This is a genomic window from Devosia sp., assembly GCF_028290645.1.
GTDB lineage: Bacteria > Pseudomonadota > Alphaproteobacteria > Rhizobiales > Devosiaceae > Devosia_A.
Genome location: NZ_JAQGJL010000275.1, coordinates 15,319 through 32,710, shown reverse-complemented (window position 1 = coordinate 32,710; position 17,392 = coordinate 15,319). Strand labels below are relative to the sequence as shown.

Annotated in this window: 17 protein-coding genes and 1 pseudogene; 11 read left to right on the top strand and 7 right to left on the bottom strand. The window is 65.9% G+C overall.

Annotation, left to right across the window (positions count from 1 at the left end; translation table 11 throughout):
- The 4 genes from rfbD to JWQ89_RS14870 all read right to left on the bottom strand — a co-directional run.
- On the bottom strand, positions 1-632 hold a 632-nt coding region (rfbD, locus tag JWQ89_RS14885; RefSeq protein ID WP_299642252.1), incomplete at its 3' end, for a dTDP-4-dehydrorhamnose reductase.
- Positions 629-1,687, bottom strand: a complete 1,059-nt coding sequence (rfbB, locus tag JWQ89_RS14880) for a dTDP-glucose 4,6-dehydratase (RefSeq protein ID WP_299642250.1) — start codon at positions 1,685-1,687, stop codon at positions 629-631. The genes rfbB and rfbD, both read right to left, overlap by 4 nt.
- Before the next feature lie 63 nt (positions 1,688-1,750).
- Positions 1,751-2,647 (bottom strand): glycosyltransferase family 2 protein, encoded by an 897-nt coding sequence (locus JWQ89_RS14875; RefSeq protein ID WP_299642248.1) that lies wholly within the window; start codon positions 2,645-2,647, stop codon positions 1,751-1,753.
- Positions 2,648-2,869: 222 nt separating this feature from the next.
- Positions 2,870-3,613, bottom strand: coding sequence for a creatininase family protein (locus tag JWQ89_RS14870; RefSeq protein ID WP_299642246.1), 744 nt, complete (start codon positions 3,611-3,613; stop codon positions 2,870-2,872).
- A gap of 154 nt (positions 3,614-3,767) precedes the next feature.
- Between JWQ89_RS14870 and JWQ89_RS14865 the strand changes: the two genes are divergently transcribed.
- From JWQ89_RS14865 to JWQ89_RS14840, 6 genes are all read left to right on the top strand, one after another.
- Positions 3,768-4,220 carry an RbsD/FucU family protein gene (locus JWQ89_RS14865; RefSeq protein WP_299642244.1) on the top strand — a complete coding sequence of 151 codons (453 nt, stop codon included), beginning with the start codon at positions 3,768-3,770 and terminating at the stop codon, positions 4,218-4,220.
- Positions 4,221-4,479: 259 nt separating this feature from the next.
- Complete coding sequence (locus JWQ89_RS14860) at positions 4,480-6,132, top strand: ABC transporter substrate-binding protein (protein ID WP_299642243.1); 1,653 nt, start codon at positions 4,480-4,482, stop codon at positions 6,130-6,132.
- A gap of 95 nt (positions 6,133-6,227) precedes the next feature.
- Positions 6,228-7,325 carry a sugar ABC transporter permease gene (locus JWQ89_RS14855; protein ID WP_299642242.1) on the top strand — a complete coding sequence of 366 codons (1,098 nt, stop codon included), beginning with the start codon at positions 6,228-6,230 and terminating at the stop codon, positions 7,323-7,325.
- The gene (locus JWQ89_RS14850) at positions 7,325-8,260 is read left to right on the top strand and encodes a carbohydrate ABC transporter permease (RefSeq protein WP_299642241.1); all 936 of its coding nucleotides are present in this window, start codon (positions 7,325-7,327) and stop codon (positions 8,258-8,260) included. Before JWQ89_RS14855 ends, JWQ89_RS14850 begins: the two co-directional genes overlap by 1 nt.
- A gap of 227 nt (positions 8,261-8,487) precedes the next feature.
- On the top strand, positions 8,488-8,784 hold the full coding sequence (locus tag JWQ89_RS14845) for a type II toxin-antitoxin system RelE/ParE family toxin (protein ID WP_299642240.1): 297 nt from the start codon (positions 8,488-8,490) through the stop codon (positions 8,782-8,784).
- Positions 8,785-8,788: 4 nt separating this feature from the next.
- The gene (locus JWQ89_RS14840; RefSeq protein WP_299642238.1) at positions 8,789-9,097 is read left to right on the top strand and encodes a HigA family addiction module antitoxin; all 309 of its coding nucleotides are present in this window, start codon (positions 8,789-8,791) and stop codon (positions 9,095-9,097) included.
- A 185-nt stretch (positions 9,098-9,282) separates the two neighbouring features.
- Here the strand turns inward: JWQ89_RS14840 and JWQ89_RS14835 are convergent, their stop codons facing one another.
- Genes JWQ89_RS14835 through JWQ89_RS14825 form a run of 3 tightly spaced genes read right to left on the bottom strand, consistent with a single transcriptional unit; the run spans position 9,283 to position 12,679 of the window.
- Entirely contained in the window at positions 9,283-10,773 is a 1,491-nt protein-coding gene (locus JWQ89_RS14835; RefSeq protein WP_299642236.1) for an FGGY-family carbohydrate kinase, read from the bottom strand.
- Positions 10,770-11,867 (bottom strand): M42 family metallopeptidase, encoded by a 1,098-nt coding sequence (locus JWQ89_RS14830; RefSeq protein ID WP_299642234.1) that lies wholly within the window; start codon positions 11,865-11,867, stop codon positions 10,770-10,772. The genes JWQ89_RS14835 and JWQ89_RS14830 overlap by 4 nt, the downstream gene beginning before the upstream one ends.
- Positions 11,867-12,679: a BtpA/SgcQ family protein gene (locus JWQ89_RS14825; protein ID WP_299642233.1), complete on the bottom strand. Its 813-nt coding sequence runs from the start codon at positions 12,677-12,679 to the stop codon at positions 11,867-11,869. Before JWQ89_RS14825 ends, JWQ89_RS14830 begins: the two co-directional genes overlap by 1 nt.
- A 135-nt stretch (positions 12,680-12,814) precedes the next feature.
- Between JWQ89_RS14825 and JWQ89_RS14820 the strand changes: the two genes are divergently transcribed.
- The 5 genes and pseudogenes from JWQ89_RS14820 to dhaM all read left to right on the top strand — a co-directional run bounded on the left by JWQ89_RS14820 (position 12,815) and on the right by dhaM (position 17,376).
- The gene (locus JWQ89_RS14820) at positions 12,815-13,069 is read left to right on the top strand and encodes a hypothetical protein (RefSeq protein WP_299642231.1); all 255 of its coding nucleotides are present in this window, start codon (positions 12,815-12,817) and stop codon (positions 13,067-13,069) included.
- 322 nt (positions 13,070-13,391) lie between these two features.
- A complete protein-coding gene (locus JWQ89_RS14815) occupies positions 13,392-14,249 on the top strand; it encodes a hypothetical protein (protein ID WP_299642230.1) in 858 nt (285 codons plus the stop codon).
- A gap of 123 nt (positions 14,250-14,372) precedes the next feature.
- On the top strand, positions 14,373-16,289 hold the full coding sequence (locus JWQ89_RS14810) for an ATP-binding protein (RefSeq protein ID WP_299642228.1): 1,917 nt from the start codon (positions 14,373-14,375) through the stop codon (positions 16,287-16,289).
- Positions 16,290-16,400: 111 nt separating this feature from the next.
- Positions 16,401-16,991, top strand: a complete 591-nt coding sequence (gene dhaL, locus JWQ89_RS14805) for a dihydroxyacetone kinase subunit DhaL (RefSeq protein WP_299642226.1) — start codon at positions 16,401-16,403, stop codon at positions 16,989-16,991.
- Positions 16,988-17,376: pseudogene (gene dhaM / locus JWQ89_RS14800) on the top strand (dihydroxyacetone kinase phosphoryl donor subunit DhaM). The gene dhaL and the pseudogene dhaM overlap by 4 nt, the downstream one beginning before the upstream one ends.
- Positions 17,377-17,392: the final 16 nt, after the last annotated feature.

The window sequence follows — 17,392 nt, the reverse complement described above, 5'->3', positions numbered from 1 at the left end:
TGGTAGATGCCCGAACCGAGCGGCCGGTCGCGCTGGATCTGCTCCAACGCCCGCAGCGTCACCTTGGCGATCAGCCGCGCGCTGGTCGGCGCGCCGACCTGGTCGTCGATCACCTTGAGCTCGTCACGTGACTGCGCGAGGCCGAGGATCTTGGCAATGAAATTGTTGGGGCCCGGCGCATGCACCCAGCTGGTGCGGAAGATCAGGTGCTTCGCCCCCGAGGCCTCGACCCCCAGCTCGCCCTGGCGCTTGGTCGCGCCATAGGTGTTGAGCGGCGCGGTCACGTCATCCTCGACATAAGGCTCCGGCTTCCTGCCGTCGAACACGTAGTCGGTCGAATAGTGGATTAGCCACGCGCCGGCCTGCGCTGCCGCCCGCGCCAGCACCGCCGGACCCTCGGCATTCACCAGCTGCGCCAGCTCGGGCTCGCTCTCAGCCCCGTCCACCGCGGTGTAGGCAGCGGCGTTGACGATCGCGTCCGGCTGTTCCCGCTGCACCAACTCGGCCAGCCGCGCGGGCTCCGAGAAATCCGCTCCCTGCCGCCCATAGGCGACGATCACGCCGAGCGGCGCGAGGATCTGCGTGAGGGCCGTGCCGACCTGTCCGTCGCGCCCCAGAACCAGCAGTCTCATCCGTACTGCCTCGCCACCCACTCGCGATAGGCGCCGCTGGTGACGTTCGCCACCCAGGCCTCGTTGCCGAGATACCAGTCGACGGTCTTGGCGAGCCCCCGCTCGAACCCCTGTGCCGGGCGCCAGCCGAGCTCGCGCTCGAGCTTGCGCGCATCGATCGCATAGCGCCGGTCGTGGCCAGGTCGGTCGGTGACATGGGTGATCTGGCCGGCATAGCTCAACCCGTCGGCGCGCGGGCGCCTAGCGTCGAGCAGCGCGCAGATCGTCCGCACCACCTCGATATTGGTCTTCTGGTTGTCGCCGCCGACATTGTAGGTTTCGCCCGGCGCACCCGCCTCGAGCACTCGCCTGAGCGCCGCGCAATGGTCGCCTACATACAGCCAGTCGCGCACCTGCAGCCCGTCGCCATAAACCGGCAATGCTTTGCCGTTCAAGGCGTTATGGATCACCAGTGGAATCAGTTTCTCAGGAAACTGCAGCGGCCCGTAGTTGTTGGAGCAGTTGGTCACCAGCACCGGCAGCCCGAACGTTTCGCGGTAGGCCCGCACCACGTGGTCCGACGACGCCTTGCTCGCCGCATAAGGGCTGTTCGGCTTGTAGGGGTTGGTCTCGGCGAACGCCGCCTCGTCGTGCGCGAGCGTCCCATAGACCTCGTCGGTCGACACATGCAGCAGCCGGAAGCTTGCCCGCGCCGCATCGTCGAGCCCGGCCACATAGGCCCGCACCGCCTCGAGCAGATGCAGCGTTCCCATCACGTTGGTCTCGAAGAACGCGGCAGGGCCGGAGATCGACCGGTCGACATGGCTTTCGGCGGCAAAATTGACCACCGCGCGCACCTCGTGGCCCCGCAACAGCCCGCCAAGCAGGGCGCCGTCGCCGATCGAGCCGCGCACGAACTTGTGCCGCGCATCGCCATCGAGCGGGCTGAGATTGGCGAGGTTGCCGGCATAGGTCAGCGCGTCGAGCGTCACCACCGGTTCGTCACCGGTCGCGAGCCAATCGAGCACGAAATTGGAGCCGATGAAGCCGGCCCCGCCGGTCACCAGAATGGTCATCTCGTCCCTGTTCCCCTTCTGCAATCGGACCTTAGCCGCATTGAGCCTGCCGTACTACCAGCGTCACAGCTTCCCCAACAGCCCCGCCGCATAGAGCGACAGCTGGCCGATCATCGTCTGGCGATAAACCCCGGAGCGCCTGAGGCTCCTGAGCCGACCGAGCCGCGGACCGGACCGCGCGCTGCGGAAAATCTCGACCGTCTCGGCGGCAGCTGGCGTCAGCAGGTCGGCGCAGGCAGCGAGTCCCGCGAGGTTACTCTCGTTCCAGCGCGAGAACCGCCCGCCGAACGCCGCAAACAGCCGCTCCGCCCGCGCCCGCAAACCATTGTTCGATCCGACGAGGTTGCGAGGATGCTGCCGGTAGCGCACATGCGGCGTTTCCGAATAGGTCACATCCCCGCCGGCGCCCGTTACCATCAGATACGAGAACCAGTCATGGCTGACGAACCCCGTCCGCCGCGCTGCCTCGCGCACCAGCCGGTGCGCCGCCCGGTTCATCACCATGGTGTTGCCGCCGCCGATGCTCTGCACCAGCGCATTGGCAAACTCGGGCTTCCGCCGGAACAGCGGCGAACGATCAAGCTCGCGGCCCGCCTCGTCGATGATGATGGTGCGCGCGCAATAGAGCGCCGGCCGGCTGCCACTCCGCGCCAGCACCTGGGCCGCCGCGCGGGTCTTGTCGGGGAGCCAGATATCGTCCTGGTCGCAGAAGCAGACATAGTCCGCGTCGATTTCGGCGTTGATCAGCAATGAGCGGAAATTGTCGGCAAAGCCGCGGTTCCGGCCCGTCAGCACGGTGAAGCTGCCCCGCTTCCAGCCCGCGGCCCAGCACCCGAGGGTCGCCACCGTGCCATCGGTCGAGCCGTCATCGGAGGCCCAGATGTCGATATCGGCCCAGCTCTGGGCTTCGATCGAGCGCAGCTGCTCGTCGATGTATCGTTGGCCCTGATAGGTCGCCATCAGCACCGCCAGCTTTCCGCCGGCAGCCGCTGCTGCGCCCTCCCTGATTTCACCACGTTCAATCGCGGATATTTGGCGCTCCCAGGCTATGATGCCCTTGTGTCCGGAAAACCCGATGCGTCCGCCCGATCAGGCCGGATACTGTAGAGCATTCACTCTGGTTATTGTGCGGCGCAACATAGCCACTACGATCGATCCTTCAAGCGGCATCTGCGGAGCAGGTCAGCCAGCTCCGAGCACTGCCCGCACATGCTGCTCGATCATCGCGACGCCCTTCCAGCCGAGCTCCGCCGAGGCGTTCCGGGCACTGCGGGTGTACCATTTCTCGTCCGAAAGCCGCGCCATCTCGACCGCTTCCGGGCAGAGCGCCAGCATCAGCGAGGTCTCGCCGATCCCGGCATGGTCGAACGGGTACTTGCCGATGATCTCCGGCGGCATCAGCGGATGCCCCTTGATCCAGTTGAACGGATCGTCCCCCGCCGTCTGCTGGCTGTAGTAGTCGGCCATCGCTGCGTCGCCCCACCAGCCCTCGCCGCCATGCTCCTCGAGCCAGGCGAAGATCACCTGCCGGGCCGCGAACTTGAAGCTCAGATCGGTGGGCATCCCCACGGCAAAATTCTCGCTCTGGTGGTGGATGAAGAAATGGATGTTGCGAAATCCGACTCGCAGCAGGCTGCGGAACAGATCGCCGGCGACAGCCGCCAGCGCCTGCTGGCCGACCTGGATCGAGCCGTTCCCCTCCGGCGGCTCCACCGCGTAGCTCGCGGCGCCGTAGTAGAACGGCGGCAGCATCACCAGGTCCATCCCGGCCTCGATCCGCTCCAGGACCTTGATCACCACCAGCGTGTCCATGCCGACCGCCATGTGCTCCCCGTGGTACTCGAGCACCCCCAGCGGCAGCACGACGGGCCAGTTTTCCGCAATCGCACGCCGGATCTGGTGCGGCAGCATCATCTCGTAGCGCATCTCATTCCTCCTTGGTCGAGCCTACGGTCCCCTCGATCAACTGAACAGCCGGTGCAGGCTCCCCCTCCCCGTTCTTAGGGGGAGGGGTCAGGGGTGGGGGTCCCCACGCACCGGCCCCCGTGCTAAGCACCACCATCCTGGGAGGGAGGAAATCATGCTCAAGGGGCTCGACCCAATCCTGAATGCCGACGTGCTGCATGCGCTGAAATCCATGGGCCACGGCGACGACCTGATCATCGCCGATATGAACTTCCCCTCGGATTCGATCGCCCGCCAGACCGTCTACGGCAAGCTCCTGAAGCTCGAGAACGTCACCGCCGGCCGCGCCGTCGAGGCGATCCTCTCGCTCATGCCGCTCGACAGCTTCGTGCCGCACCCCGTGCTGCGCATGGAAATCGTCGACAAGCCCGGCGAGGTGCCGCCGGTGCAGCAGGAAGTGCAGGCCGCCATCGACAGGGCGGAAGGCAAGTCGTCGCCGATGGGCTCGATCGAGCGCTTCGCCTTCTACGACGCCGCGAGGCAGTCTTACGCCGTCATCCAGACCGGCGAACGCCGCTTCTACGGTTGTTTCATCCTCAAGAAGGGCGTGTTGCCGCCCGACGCGTAAGTACTGGAGCCACGCCAATTCATTCCGGCGCGCCGTCGTCTCGTCTCGGCCGTGTTGACTTCTGGCACGCGAACTCCATACCATTCGTCAGCATCCCGCACATAAGGGAGGCTCCCTGGGGAGGGACGTAGGCAGGGTATTGAGGGATATGGGTTGCGCGGCGACGCGCACCCCGGCCTGCACGCGCAAAACTTCCCATCGGGCGCCAGTGCGGAGGCGACCAGCGCCGTATGAACGGCGCATTGATGGGAGGACTTTCGTGAAACTCGAACTCTTCAATCGAATTGTGGCGATGCAGGCAAATCGCCGCGACTTCATGCGGGGCGCCGCCGCGCTCGCCGCCGGCACAGCGCTCGGCAGCTCCATGGCGGGCCGTGCCCTGGCGCAGGACAACCTGCGGGCGCAACTTCTCGCGATCCCCGGCGTCAACAAGGGCTCACCCACCGATGCCGACTGGCAGAAGGTCGGCGAGCTCTGCCTCGGGCCTACCAAGGCCAACGTCGCCGAGGGCGAATTCGCCGGGGTCGAGCTGACCTTCTTCGGCATCAACAACCAGGGCCTGCACAACATCCTGTTCCGCGGCATGCTGAAAGGCTGGGAGGCCTATACCGGCGCAAAGATCAACTGGATCGATCTCGCCCAGGCCGACTACAACCCGCGCCTGCAGCAGTCGATCGCCACCGGCACCGTCGACTTCGACATCCTCGCCATGGGTGCGCCGCTCGAGGGTGACACCGCCGGCAAGGGCCTGCTGGACGAGATGCCCGACTGGGTCAAGACCCAGATCGATATGGACGACTACGTGGGCTACCTGAAAGCCCCCGTCGGCACCTGGGACGGCAAGACCTATCGCATCTCGATCGATGGCGACTGCCACACCATGTCCTACCGCAAGGACTACTTCACCGATCCGGCCATCACCGCCGCAACCGGCATGACCGAGCCCCCGAGCACTTGGGCGCAGGTGCAGGCCTTCACCAAGGCCATCAAGGGACAGAAGGATCCGCTGACCGGCGGCGAAGCCTATGGCTTCCTCGATCCGCTGAAATACGGCTGGGGCGGCTTCGGCTTCTACTTCCTCGGCGACCGCGCCGCCGCCTATGCCAAGCACCCTGACGACTCGGCATGGCTGTTCGATCCCGAGACCATGAAGCCCCGCGTCAACAACCCCGGCTGGGTGCAGGCGATCCAGGACGTGCTCGACCTCGTCGGCACCGACGGCGCCTATCCGCCCGACCAGTTGAACGCCGATCCCAACAGCACGGCCTTCTCGCAGTTCCTCGCCGGGACGGGCTCGATGGTTTGCTGGTGGGGCGACGTCGGCTCCAACGCCAAGACCAGCGACTCGTCCATCGTGGGCGATGTCACCGGCTTCTCGATCAACCCCGGCGCCGACAAGGTCTACAACTCCAAGACCGCGGCCTGGGAGACCCCGGCCACGCCGAACTTCGCCCCCAACATGGCCTATCTCGGCTGGGGCATTTACGTGACCAACCGCGTCTCGAGCGACGAGAAGAAGCGCAAGGCCGCCTGGTCGGCCGCCGCGCATCTGGGCGGCAAGGATCTCTCGCTGTGGATGGCGGCCTATCCGTCGGGCTTCCAGCCCTACCGGAACAGCCACTTCAACTACGAGGAATACGAAGCTGCCGGTTACGATCGTGCCTTCCTCGAGGACTATCTCGGCTCCAACGCCGACAGCTACAACCACCCGAACGCGGCGCTCGAACCGCGCATCCCCGGCATCTTCCAGTACTACTCGATCGCCGAGGACGAGCTGATGAAGGGGGTTGCCGGCCAGTACGGCTCGGCGCAGGAAATCGCCGATGCCATCGCCGCCGACTGGGAGAAGATCACCGACCAGATCGGCCGCGACAGCCAGATCAAGCTCTACCAGGCCTCGCTGGGCGACTAGGGCGCAGCCAGGACAAGTTGCCTTGAATTGACAATTCTCGGCTGGTGGCCTGACAGTCACCAGCCGATCTAGTTCTGGACGACAAGACCAGGGGCATGATGGCGACCGCTGAACTACCGAACTATGGCGCCGTGTCGCGCCGCCGCAAGGATTGGGGCAGGGCGCTGATCGCCGCCGCCACGGTCCTGTTTCTCGCCACCGCGCTGCTCCAGGCGCTCAACTCGTCCGGCCTCGTGCCGCTCGGCCTCCGCGACTGGCGCCCGACGCTCTATGCCTATCTCGTCTGGGCCGTAGCCCTCGGCATCGGCCAGGTGATGATCCGCGGCGAAGCGGGGCTGCGCGCGCTGTTCATCCTGCCGGCCGCGCTGTTCACCGTCGCCATGGCGATCTTCCCGACCCTCTTCGGCCTCTCGATCGCCTTTACCGACTGGAACCTCTCCTCGCTCACCGGACAGAAGTTCAACGGCTTCGACAACCTGGTCCAGTTGTTCCGCGACCCCTTCTACTGGAACGCCATGCGCAACATGGTGATCTACGTGCTGTTCGTCCTCGTCGAATACGCCATCGCCTTCGCGCTGGCGCTGCTGCTCAACGCCGAGATCCGCGCCCGAAAATTCTGGCGCGTCACCTTCCTAATCCCGCTGATGCTCTCGCCGGTCGCGGTGAGCTGGATGATCGGCAAGTCGATGCTCGAATATCGCTACGGGCCCGCCGCCCGCCTCGCGCGCTGGCTCGGCGTCAACAATCCGAGCTTCTTCACCGACCCCTGGGTCGCGCGCCTGTGGATCGAGGCGATGGACGCCTGGGTGTCGATCCCCTTCGTCATGATCCTGTTGCTCGCCGGCCTCCAGGCCCTGCCCAGGGAGATCATCGAAGCCGCCAAGGTCGATGGCGCCTCGCCCTGGCAGCGCTTCTGGCAGATCGTCTTCCCGCTGATGCTGCCGGTGTCGATCACGGCGATTGTCCTGCGCATCATCTTCAAGCTCAAGCTCGCCGACATCATCATCAACGTCACGTCCGGCGGTCCCGGCGGCGCCACCGACAGCGTCTCGAGCTTCATCTATCGCGAGTACCGCGATCGCTCCAATGTCGGCTACGGCACCATGCTCGCCATGTTCTACCTCGTCGTCATCGTGGTGTTCATCACCACGCTGCTCAACCTCCTCAGCAAACGCATGCGGAGGATGACCTGATGGCTGCCGAAGCGACCGCCCCGACCCTCGTCGTCACCGAAACCGGCGCCGGCGCCCGCCGCACCCGGTGGCTGCTCGGCCGCATCGGCATCTACGCCGCGCTGGTCTTCTGGGCCTTCATCTCGCTCTTCCCGGTGTACTGGACCGTGACCACTTCGATGAAGGTGGCCAAGGACGTGCAGCTCGGCCACATCATCCCCTATGTCGATTTCCAACCCAACTGGCTCGGCTGGCGCTCCCTCGGCCTTTCGCCCGATACCATCGGGGCCACCTCGACGGTCCGCGACGAGTTCCTCAAGCGCTTCTTCAACTCGGTCTTCGTGGCCTTCGGCGCCTCCGGCCTCGCCATCCTCATCGGGGCGCTCGCCGCCTACGGCCTGTCGCGCTTCCAGTACAAGTTCCTCTGGATGAAGAACCAGGACATCTCGTTCTTCTTCCTCAGCCAGCTGATCCTGCCGCCCGTCGTCCTCGCGCTGCCGTTCCTCGTCCTCTACCGCGAGCTGGCGCTGCTCGATTCTACCATCGGCCTCATCCTGCTCTACACCCTCACGGTGCTGCCGATCGTCATCTGGATCATGAAGGACCAGTTCGACACCATCCCGATCGAGCTCGACGAAGCCGCCCAGGTCGACGGCCTCGGCCCCTGGGGCACTTTTTTCCGCATCATCCTGCCCATGGCTCTGCCGGGCATGGTCGCCGCCTTCATCCTCAGCCTGATCCTCTGCTGGAACGAATACTTCTTCGCCGCCCTCCTCACGAGCTCGGAAGCCAAGACCCTCCCGGTGATGGTTGCCAGCCAGACGGGCTCCCAAGGCATCAACTGGTGGGCCATGGCCGCCCTCTCCACCGCCGCCATCGCCCCCCTGGTGCTGATCGGGATATTGCTGGAGCGCTATATCATCAAGGGCCTGACGGCGGGCTCGATAAAGGGGTAAGGGCGCTTGCGGTCCTCTGCCGGTGGCTGTGGACCCCCACCCTTGTTCCCTCCCCCTGAAGTAGGGGGAGGGAGACCAAAACACCGACGCCAGCGTGAGCGTCTCCCTCCCCATTCTTTCTTAAGGGGAGGGGACAGGGGTGGGGGTCCACAGCCACACTGCGTCGTACGACCCCACACTTGCCTTATGCCCCATGGAGTGGTACATAGGGGCAAACAGGGGCAGTCGTGATCGTCGGGTTCCGCGACCAGTGGCTGCGCGATTTCTTCATCGATGATCGACACTCGCGACGCATCCCGCCCGACCTCGAGACACGAGTTTTCCGCAGGCTCCAGATGATCGACGATGCGATGACGGATGCCGATCTTCGAGCGCCACCCAGCAATCATTTCGAGAAGTTGCAGGGCAACCTCGCAGAGTTTCATTCGATCCGCGTCAATCAACAGTGGCGGCTGATCTTCCGCTGGAACGGCCAGCGCGGCGAGGCCGCCGACATCTACCTCGACGACCATAGTTACAGGTGAAGCAATGCTGACGACCACACGCAAGCCCGCCACCATCGGCGAAATCCTCGTCGAGGAATTCATGCACCCGCTTGGGCTGACGCAGGCCGCACTCGCCGAGGCCATGGGTGTGCCGCGCAAGCACGTGAACGAGCTGTGCAACGATCGTCGTTCGGTAACGGCACCGACGGCGCTCATCCTCGCCCGCGTGTTCGGGAACAGCGCCGAGTTCTGGCTGAACGTACAGCGCCGCACCGACTTGTGGCAGGCGACGCACGATCCGGACGAACTCAAGCGCATCAACCGCGCCAAGCCGCTCGCGGATGCCGCCTAGCCTCCGCCGCCCTCTCAGTCGGTCTTCTTCTCCCCTTGGCGGGGGAGAATTCCTAGAGAGGGGGTGCGGAGCCACGGTGCGTCCCCAGACCCCCTCTCTTGCAAAATCTAAGGCTTAGCCAAGAGGCTAAACCTAAGATTTCGCTTTCTCCCCTGCCAAGGGGAGAGGGCATCGAGCTCCAGCCGCTAGAGCTCCCGCATCAAATCCTTGTTCCGCTCATACAGCTCCCGGAACACCCGGTACCGCCGCCCGTACAGCTCCGCGAGCCCCGCATCCGGCGTGATCTCCCGCTCTACCGGGTTCCACGTGCGGATATCGTCCGGTTGCACATCCCCGATCGCCAGCGCGGCGAGAAATGCGTCCCCGTAGGACGCCCCCACGGTCTTTTCCCGCACGATCTGCGTACGCCCGGAAACGTCCGAAGTCGCCTGCGCCCACACCCGGTTCTTGGTCCCGCCTCCCGCCGCGAGGATCGCCCTGGGCGGCTGGCCTACATCGGCATAGGTCTCGAACACGTGGTTCGTGCCGTAGGCGATCCCCTCGAACACGGCCCGGTAGATGTCGCCGCGCGTATGCGTCAGGTCGAGCCCGAACAGCACGCCCTTGGCCTCGGTATCGTGGATCGGCGTGCGCTCGCCCGAGAAATAGGGCAGCATCACCAGCCCGTTGGCGCCGGGCGGCGAGCCCTCCGCTTCCAGCGCCAGCGCCATCACCGCCGTCTCGGGATCGAGTTCCTTGGCGAACTGCTCGCGGAACCAGTGGCTCAGCGTCCCGCTCGTCGCCAGCCCCGACATCGCCGCGTGCTGGCCCGGGAAGAACCACGGCGCATACCAGAGCCGCGCGTCCGGCACCCTGACCGGCGTGATCTCGATGATGAAGATGGTCGAGCCATACATCAGCAGCATGTCGCCATCGTCGAGTACCCCGACGCTCAGCGCCTCGGCCCCCGCGTCGATCGTCCCCGTCGTCACCGGCGTCCCCACAGCCAGCCCCGTCGCTGCCGATGCTTCCGCCGTCACCGTTCCCGCAATATCCGTCGTCCACATCGCTTCCGGCAGCTTGTCGAGCCCGATGATGTCGTCGGCCAGCTCATCGGTCCACGCCAGCGCCTCGACATCGTAGAGCGGCGAGAAGTTCGCCGCCGAATAGTGGTCGATCACATAGCGCCCGGTCAGCTTCTGGACGATGTAGGTCGTCGAGGTCACGATCTTCGCGGTCCTGGCGTAGATCTCTGGCCGGTGCCGCTTGAGCCACAGGATCTTCGGCCCGACCGATTGGCTGGTCAGCGCATTGCCGCACCGGCTGAGCAGTACGTCCTCACCGATCCGCGCCGTCAGCTCCTCGATTTCCTTGGCCGCCCGCGTGTCCACCCCATAGAGCACGCCGTTCATCAGCGGTTCGCCCGCCGCGTCCACCGGCAGCATGCACGGCCCGATGGCGCTCGCCGCCACCGCGACAATGTCCGCCGGCGCCACGCCGCTTTCGGCGATCAGCTTCTGGCTCAAAAAGCAGAAGTCGCCCCACCAGTCCTCGCGCGCCCGATGCTCGGCCCAGCCGGGCTGCGGCACCAGCATCTTGTGCGGTCGCGCGGCGCTGGCGACGATCCGCCCCTCGGCGTCCACCAGCACGCCCTTGCTCTCAAACGTCCCGATATCGATGCCGAGATAGTGCCTCATGAATCGTAGTCATCCCGATCGAGGCTGAACCCGCTGTCGATCCGGGGCAGCGCCTCGACCAGCAACTGGGTCAGCTGCTCGAGATCCGCCATGTCGCAAACCTCCAGCGACGAGTGCGAATACCGCATCGGGAATCCCACATCGATCGAGGCTACCCCCTGGCCCACCAGTTGCACGTAGCTGAGGTCGGTCAGCGCCCCAATATGCGCGCTGCGCTGCAATGGTAGCTGCCGCGACGCCGCGCTGTCCTCGAACAGCTTCACCATCGCCGGATGGGGCAGGGTGCCGTTGAGCGTCCCCCGCCCATGGAACGAATAGAGCGAGATCGCCGGCCCGCCGCCGAGCTTCACATCGCCCCGCGAAAGCATGTCCGGCGTGTCGGTCGCAAGGATCAGGTCGAGCTGGATCGCTACGTCCGGCATCAGCACCTGCGCCGCCGTCACCGCCCCGCGCAGGTTGAACTCTTCCTGCACCGAGAACACGAAATGCACCGTCGGGCGCTTCGCGCTCCCCTTGAGCGCCCGCGCCACTTCGACCATCACCGCGCACGCCGCCCGATCATCCACCGAGGTCCCGGCGATCCGCCCATTGGCCAGCTCCGTCACCTTCGGCGCATAGACGATGGGGGTCCCCACATCGATCCCCGCCGCCAGCACCTCGTCGGCCGATCTGAACCCGGCGTCGATATAGAGCTCGGGATAGGGCAGCACCCTGTACTTCTCGTCCTGCCCGGTCGCGTGGTGGCTCTTGTGCGCGATCAGCCCGGGCACGTCCTTGCCCTCGCCCACGCAGAACAGCACCTCATGCGCCGGCAGCGCCCGCTCCGGCACGCCGCCCAGCCGCTCGACCCGCACCAGCCCGTTGGCCTCGATCTTCCGCACGATCAGCCCGAGTTGGTCCATGTGCGCGAACAGCATGACGCTCGGCGCATCCTTGTCGCCCTCGAGCGTCGCGATCAGGTTGCCCATCCGGTCGGTCGTGGACGAAATCCCCAGTCCATCCATGGCCTTGCGCAGATACTTTCGCACCCGGCCTTCGTACCCCGAAAGCCCCGGGATCAGCATCAGGTCGGTGACGAGTTGCTTCAGCCCCATCAATACCCCCGCGCTTCGCGCACCAGCCGCATGAACTCGGCCGCCCGGTCGGCATCCACCGCCTTCCAGGTGTCGCCGTCAACCTTCAGCGAGGAGCCGACAATGCAGCCATCGGCCACCTTCAGCACTTCGGCGACAGTGGCATGCTTCACCCCGGTATTGGCCAGCACCGGCGTCGTCGGCAACGCCCGCTTCACCGCCTCGAGGTCGACCATCCTGGCCGCCTCGCCAGTGATCGCCCCCGATACCAGGATCGCATCCGGGATCGACGAGAACACCGCGCTCCGGGCCCGGTCGCTCAGCGGCCGCTGGTCCAGCGAGTAGGCGAACTCCGCGCTGACATTGTAGAGCAGCGCGAGGTCCTGCCGCCCCAGCCGGTCGCGATAGCGCACGGCCTTGCCAGCGTCCGGCGTCCACGGCCCCATGTCCGAGGCATAGGTGCCGGTAAAAATTTCGCGCACGAAGCGCGCCCCGGTCGCCGCCGCCAGCGCGATCGAACTCTCCGGGTCCCACAAGACGTTCACCCCGAACGGCACCGTGATCTCCGAGCGCAGCCGCCCGATCACGTAGCCCATCGTCGCCGTCGAGGCGGTATCGACCTTGAACTCGTACGGCCGGTCGTTCTCGTTGCCGAACATCACGGCATCGAACCCGGCCGCCTGCAGCGCCGCGAGGTCCCTGCGCGCCCCCTCGACGATCGCCTCGACCCCGCCCTCGTAATCGTGCAGCGGCGCGCCGGGCAGGGCGCCCAGGTGCACCATGGCAATCACCGGCTTGCCGTCACCGAATACCGACTTGAATTTGCTTGTCATTGCACGTTGTAAACCGCTTTACCTCACCCAAAGCATGACTAGCAGTCGCCATCCGCATCGTCCATCCCTTGGGCTTGCACACTCGGTTAACCATACGGGCCTATGCTGCTATCCGGGTGCACCCGGGGTTCCGCCATGGAACTGCTGCTTCTGCTGCTGTTGGTCCCGATTTTCTGGCTCGCGCTGCTGCCGGGCCGGGTCGCCAAGCGCGCCCGTCGCTATCGCCTGACCGGCGCCGGCGTCCTCGCCGGAGCGCTGATCGCCGCCTGGATCGGCATTCACGCCTTCTCCCGCCCGCCGGAGCCCGCCGTCGACTACGCGGCCGGGGACACCGAACTCCGCGCCCTCCTGCAGCAACCCGAAGCCGCCCCCCGCTACAGCTTCCGCTGACGCACCCCACGCTCAGGCCACAAGGGGAAAGGCGCAGGCCGCGATTTTTTTCTCGGTCATCTCTCTCCCCATTCATGGGGGCAGCGATCAGGGGTGGGGCCTCCATGCCCCTACCTCCGCGACAGGTATCCGACCAGCGGCACCGCGCCGCCACCGCTCCGCGATCTTGCCCGTCAGGCCATTTCGGCGTATCAAATACCTCAGTGCCCTCTGTCGACCGGCGCCTGTTGGCCCGAGGTTCACCAGAGGGGCACCAACGCGAAAACCTCATCGCGATCACGGCCCATCGCAGCGCTGCGAGTGCCGGGGACAGAGAGGCGATATGCACGCTTTGCTCGTCGGATTGATGTTGGTGGCGACCCTCCTGCCGCGCTGGGCGTTTGCCGACGACGTGGTACGGGTCTGGACCCTCGGCGACTACCAATCGGCGCTCCTGCATGAACTGCTGGAGCGGACCCGGCCCGAATACGGCGCCTACGAGGTGGTGCCGTTCACCGAGAAGGTCTCGCTCGCACGCGCCACCGACCTTTTGATCGATGGGCGCCTGCTCAATCTCATCACCCAGGGCATCGGCCAGCCACGCCTCGAGCGGGAGGCCATTCCCGTGCAGTACCCGATCGACAAGGGCCTGCTTGGCTACCGGGTCGGCTTTATCGACGCCGGCAATCAGGAGAAGCTCTCCGGGGTCAAGAACCTCGATGACATGCGCAAGCTACGCGTCGGCCAGGGCAGGGGCTGGGGCGACGTTCGCATCTACGAGTTCAACGGCATCCCGGTGGAGACCTCACCGGACACCCCGTCGCTGTTCCCGATGCTGGTGCACGGCCGGTTCGATCTGTTCCCGCGCGGGATCAATGAGATCGCTCCGGAATTTACCAAGTACAGCAGGGACTACCCAAGCCTGGCGATCGAGAAGCACGTCCTGCTTCACTACCCGTTCTACGACGCCTTCTACGTCAGCCCGGCCGCCCCGCATCTGGCGAAGCGCCTTTCCGCCGGGTTCGAGCTCATAGTCGCAGACGGCAGCTTCGACGCCCTGTTTGCCAAGTACTTCGGCAAGATCGTGGCCGACCTCCATCTTCGCAATCGCGTGGTCGTGGACATGGAGAATCCGGACCTGCCGCCCTGGGTGCCGCTCGACCGCAAGGAGCTGTGGTTCGATCCGGCGCAACTGCCCTAGCCCGCGGGGCATAGCCGACCGTGGACCGCTGCTCCGCCATGACCCTCTCGCGCCCCTGGTCTCTCTTAAAAGTCGGCGTGATCGGCAGCGTCGGCGACAGGCAATCTGGAGGCGCGTGAGTCTATGGTCGGTGCCGGAGAGCGCACCCCGCGCCAAACCTGGAGACGGCTGTCGACGTTCGCCGGCGCGCTTTCGGCCCGTCTGGGCGAACGCCTGCCGGCCCTTGCCGCGGCCCGCCATGGGGTGGGCATCCGTCTTCTTGCCGGCGTTCTGCTGTTCAGCATGTTCGTGACCGTCATCCTGACCGGGATTCAGCTCTACAGGGACTATCAACGCGACGTGGCCGGCATCACGTCGAGACTGGACCAGATCGGCAAGAGCCACCTCGTCAGCCTGGCGGAAAGCCTATGGATACTGGACCAGACACAGTTGCAGCTACAGCTGGACGGCATCGTCCAGCAGCCCGATATTCGCGCCGCTGAAGTCCGCGAGCTCTACAGCCCGGTCTCGCCGCTCGTCCTCAAGGTTGGCGAGAGCCCGGTATCGGGGCTCGTCGCGCGGGATTATCCCCTGGCCCAGGTCGTGCAGGGGGAGAGCAGGGTGATCGGCACGCTCCGCGTCGAAGCGACGCTGGCCGATGCTTATCGCAGGCTGGTGGAAACGGCAGGGCGGGTATTCGCGACCCGGGCCGCCGAGATATTCCTGGTGGCGCTCTTCATCATTTTCTTTTTCAACAATCTGGTCACGCGCCATCTGTCGGCGATCGCCGCGGAAGTGGGAAGCTACCGCATCGGCGACTCGCCGCTGCACTTGCACCTGAAACGCTCGCCCCGGCGGCACGACGACGAATTGCAACGGGTGACCGCGGCCTTCAACTCCCTCTCGTTCAACCTGCACACCGCCTATCGCGACCTGGCGGAACGCGAGGCGCGGATCAGGCGGCTCGTCGATGCCAACATCATCGGGGTGTTTTTCTGGGATTTCGAAGGCGGCATCATCGAGGCCAACGACGCCTTCCTTGGCATCGTCGGATATAGCCGGGAGGACCTGACCCCGGGCCGCATCCGCTGGACCGACCTGACGCCGCCGGAATGGACCCCGCGCGACCGGCAACTGGTATCGCAGATCCGGAGGACCGGGTTCGTGCAGGCCTACGAGAAGGAGTTTTTCCGCAAGGACGGTAGCCGCGTACCGGTGCTGATCGGCGCGGCGACCATTGAGCCGGGCGGTGATCAAGGTGTCGCCTTCGTGCTGGACTTGACCGAGCGCAAGCGGGCCGAAGCCGAAGCGCGCAAGAGCGAGGAGCGTTACCGCGAGGTGCAGAACGCGCTGGCGCATGCGAACCGCGTCGCCACCATGGGGCAGCTTACCGCCTCCATCGCCCATGAAGTGAAGCAGCCGATCACCTCGACGGTTCTCAACGCCCAGGTGGCGCTGCTCCAGCTGACCTCGCCGCCGCTGGATATGGCGGAACTGCGCGAATCGCTCGAGCAGATCGTCAAGGACGGCAACCGTGCCAGCGACGTCATCAGTCGTATCCGGGCCCTCGTGCAGAAGGCGCCGCTCAAGAAGGACCGGTTGGAGATCAATGATGTCATTCGCGAGGTGATCGGGCTTACCCGAGCCGAGGCGATGCGCAACCGCGTCTCGGTGCGGACGGAACTCGCCGATGACTTGCCGCCCGTCCAGGGGGACCGCGTCCAGTTGCAACAGGTGATCCTGAATCTGATCGTGAACGCCATGGAAGCGATGAGCAGCGACAGCGAGGGGCCGCGGGAGCTGGTGATCGGCACCGCGAGGGCCGACCCCGAGGGGGTCTTGGTCACGGTGCGCGACACTGGCCCCGGCTTCCCGCCCGGCGCCCTCGACCGCCTCTTCGAAGCCTTCCACACCACCAAACCGACTGGCCTCGGGATGGGCCTGTCGATTTCTCGCTCGATCGTCGAAGCTCACGGCGGACGATTGTGGGCCAGCGCAAACCAGCCGCGCGGCGCCATCTTCCAGTTCACCGTGCCCGCTGACCACGATCCGGCGGCCTGACCGCGGCGGTCCACGCCAGGCATCGACCAGAAGTTGATCCCGCTCCCCCCGCCTGCTACCCCTCGCACACGCGACGACGCCGAACGGCGACCACACGGGAGGGGCCGCGAAATGATCTCCGAGGCCCAGCTCCGCGCCCTCATCTCCGCCATGGCCACCACCATCGCCGCCCACGCCGACGAGCTCGCCGCCCTCGATTCCGCCATCGGCGACGGCGACCACGGCGCCAACATGAAGCGCGGCTTCGATGCGGTCGCCGCCGATATCGACCAGATCGCCGCAAAGCCTCTTCCCGACGCGCTCAAGGCCATCGGCACCAAACTGGTGATGACGGTCGGGGGAGCCTCCGGTCCGCTCTACGGCACCCTGTTCCTCGCGCTGGGCAAGGAACTCGCCGCCACGCCCGGGGACTATGCCGGCGCCTTCAGGAAGGCGGTGGATGCCGTCGCCGCCCGGGGCAAGTCCGAGATCGGCCAGAAGACCATGCTCGACGTGCTCTATCCCGTCGCCGACGCGCTGCGCGCCGGCAAGGAGCCTTCCGAACTCATCGCCATCGCCAATGCCGAAGTCGCGGCCACCGGCCCCCGGAAAGCCATTCGCGGCCGCGCCTCCTTCCTCGGCGATCGCTCCATCGGCCACATCGATCCCGGCGCCCGCTCCAGCGCCCTCATCCTCCAGGCGGTACTCGGAGCGTTCGCGTGAAGAACGTCGGCATCGTCATCGTCTCCCATTCCCCGCTCGTCGCCGAAGGCGCCGCCGACATGGTGCGCCAGATGGTCGGCGACGAAGTCCCGCTCGCCTGGTGCGGCGGCGATCCCGCAGGCGGGCTGGCACCTCGGTTGAAGCCATCATGGCCGCCATCGACCGCGCCTGGTCCGACCGCGGCGTCGCCATCCTCGTCGATCTGGGCGGAGCCGAAACCAATTCCGAAATGGCCATCGAAATGCTCGATGGCGACCGTGCGGGCAAAGTGGTGGTCTGCAACGCCCCCGTCGTCGAAGGCGCGGTAATGGCCGCCACTGAAGCCTCGGGCGGCGCCTCGCTCGCCGAGGTCCGCGCCACCGCCGAACAGTTGTCGCCTGCCTGAAGGACCACCGCCTTGT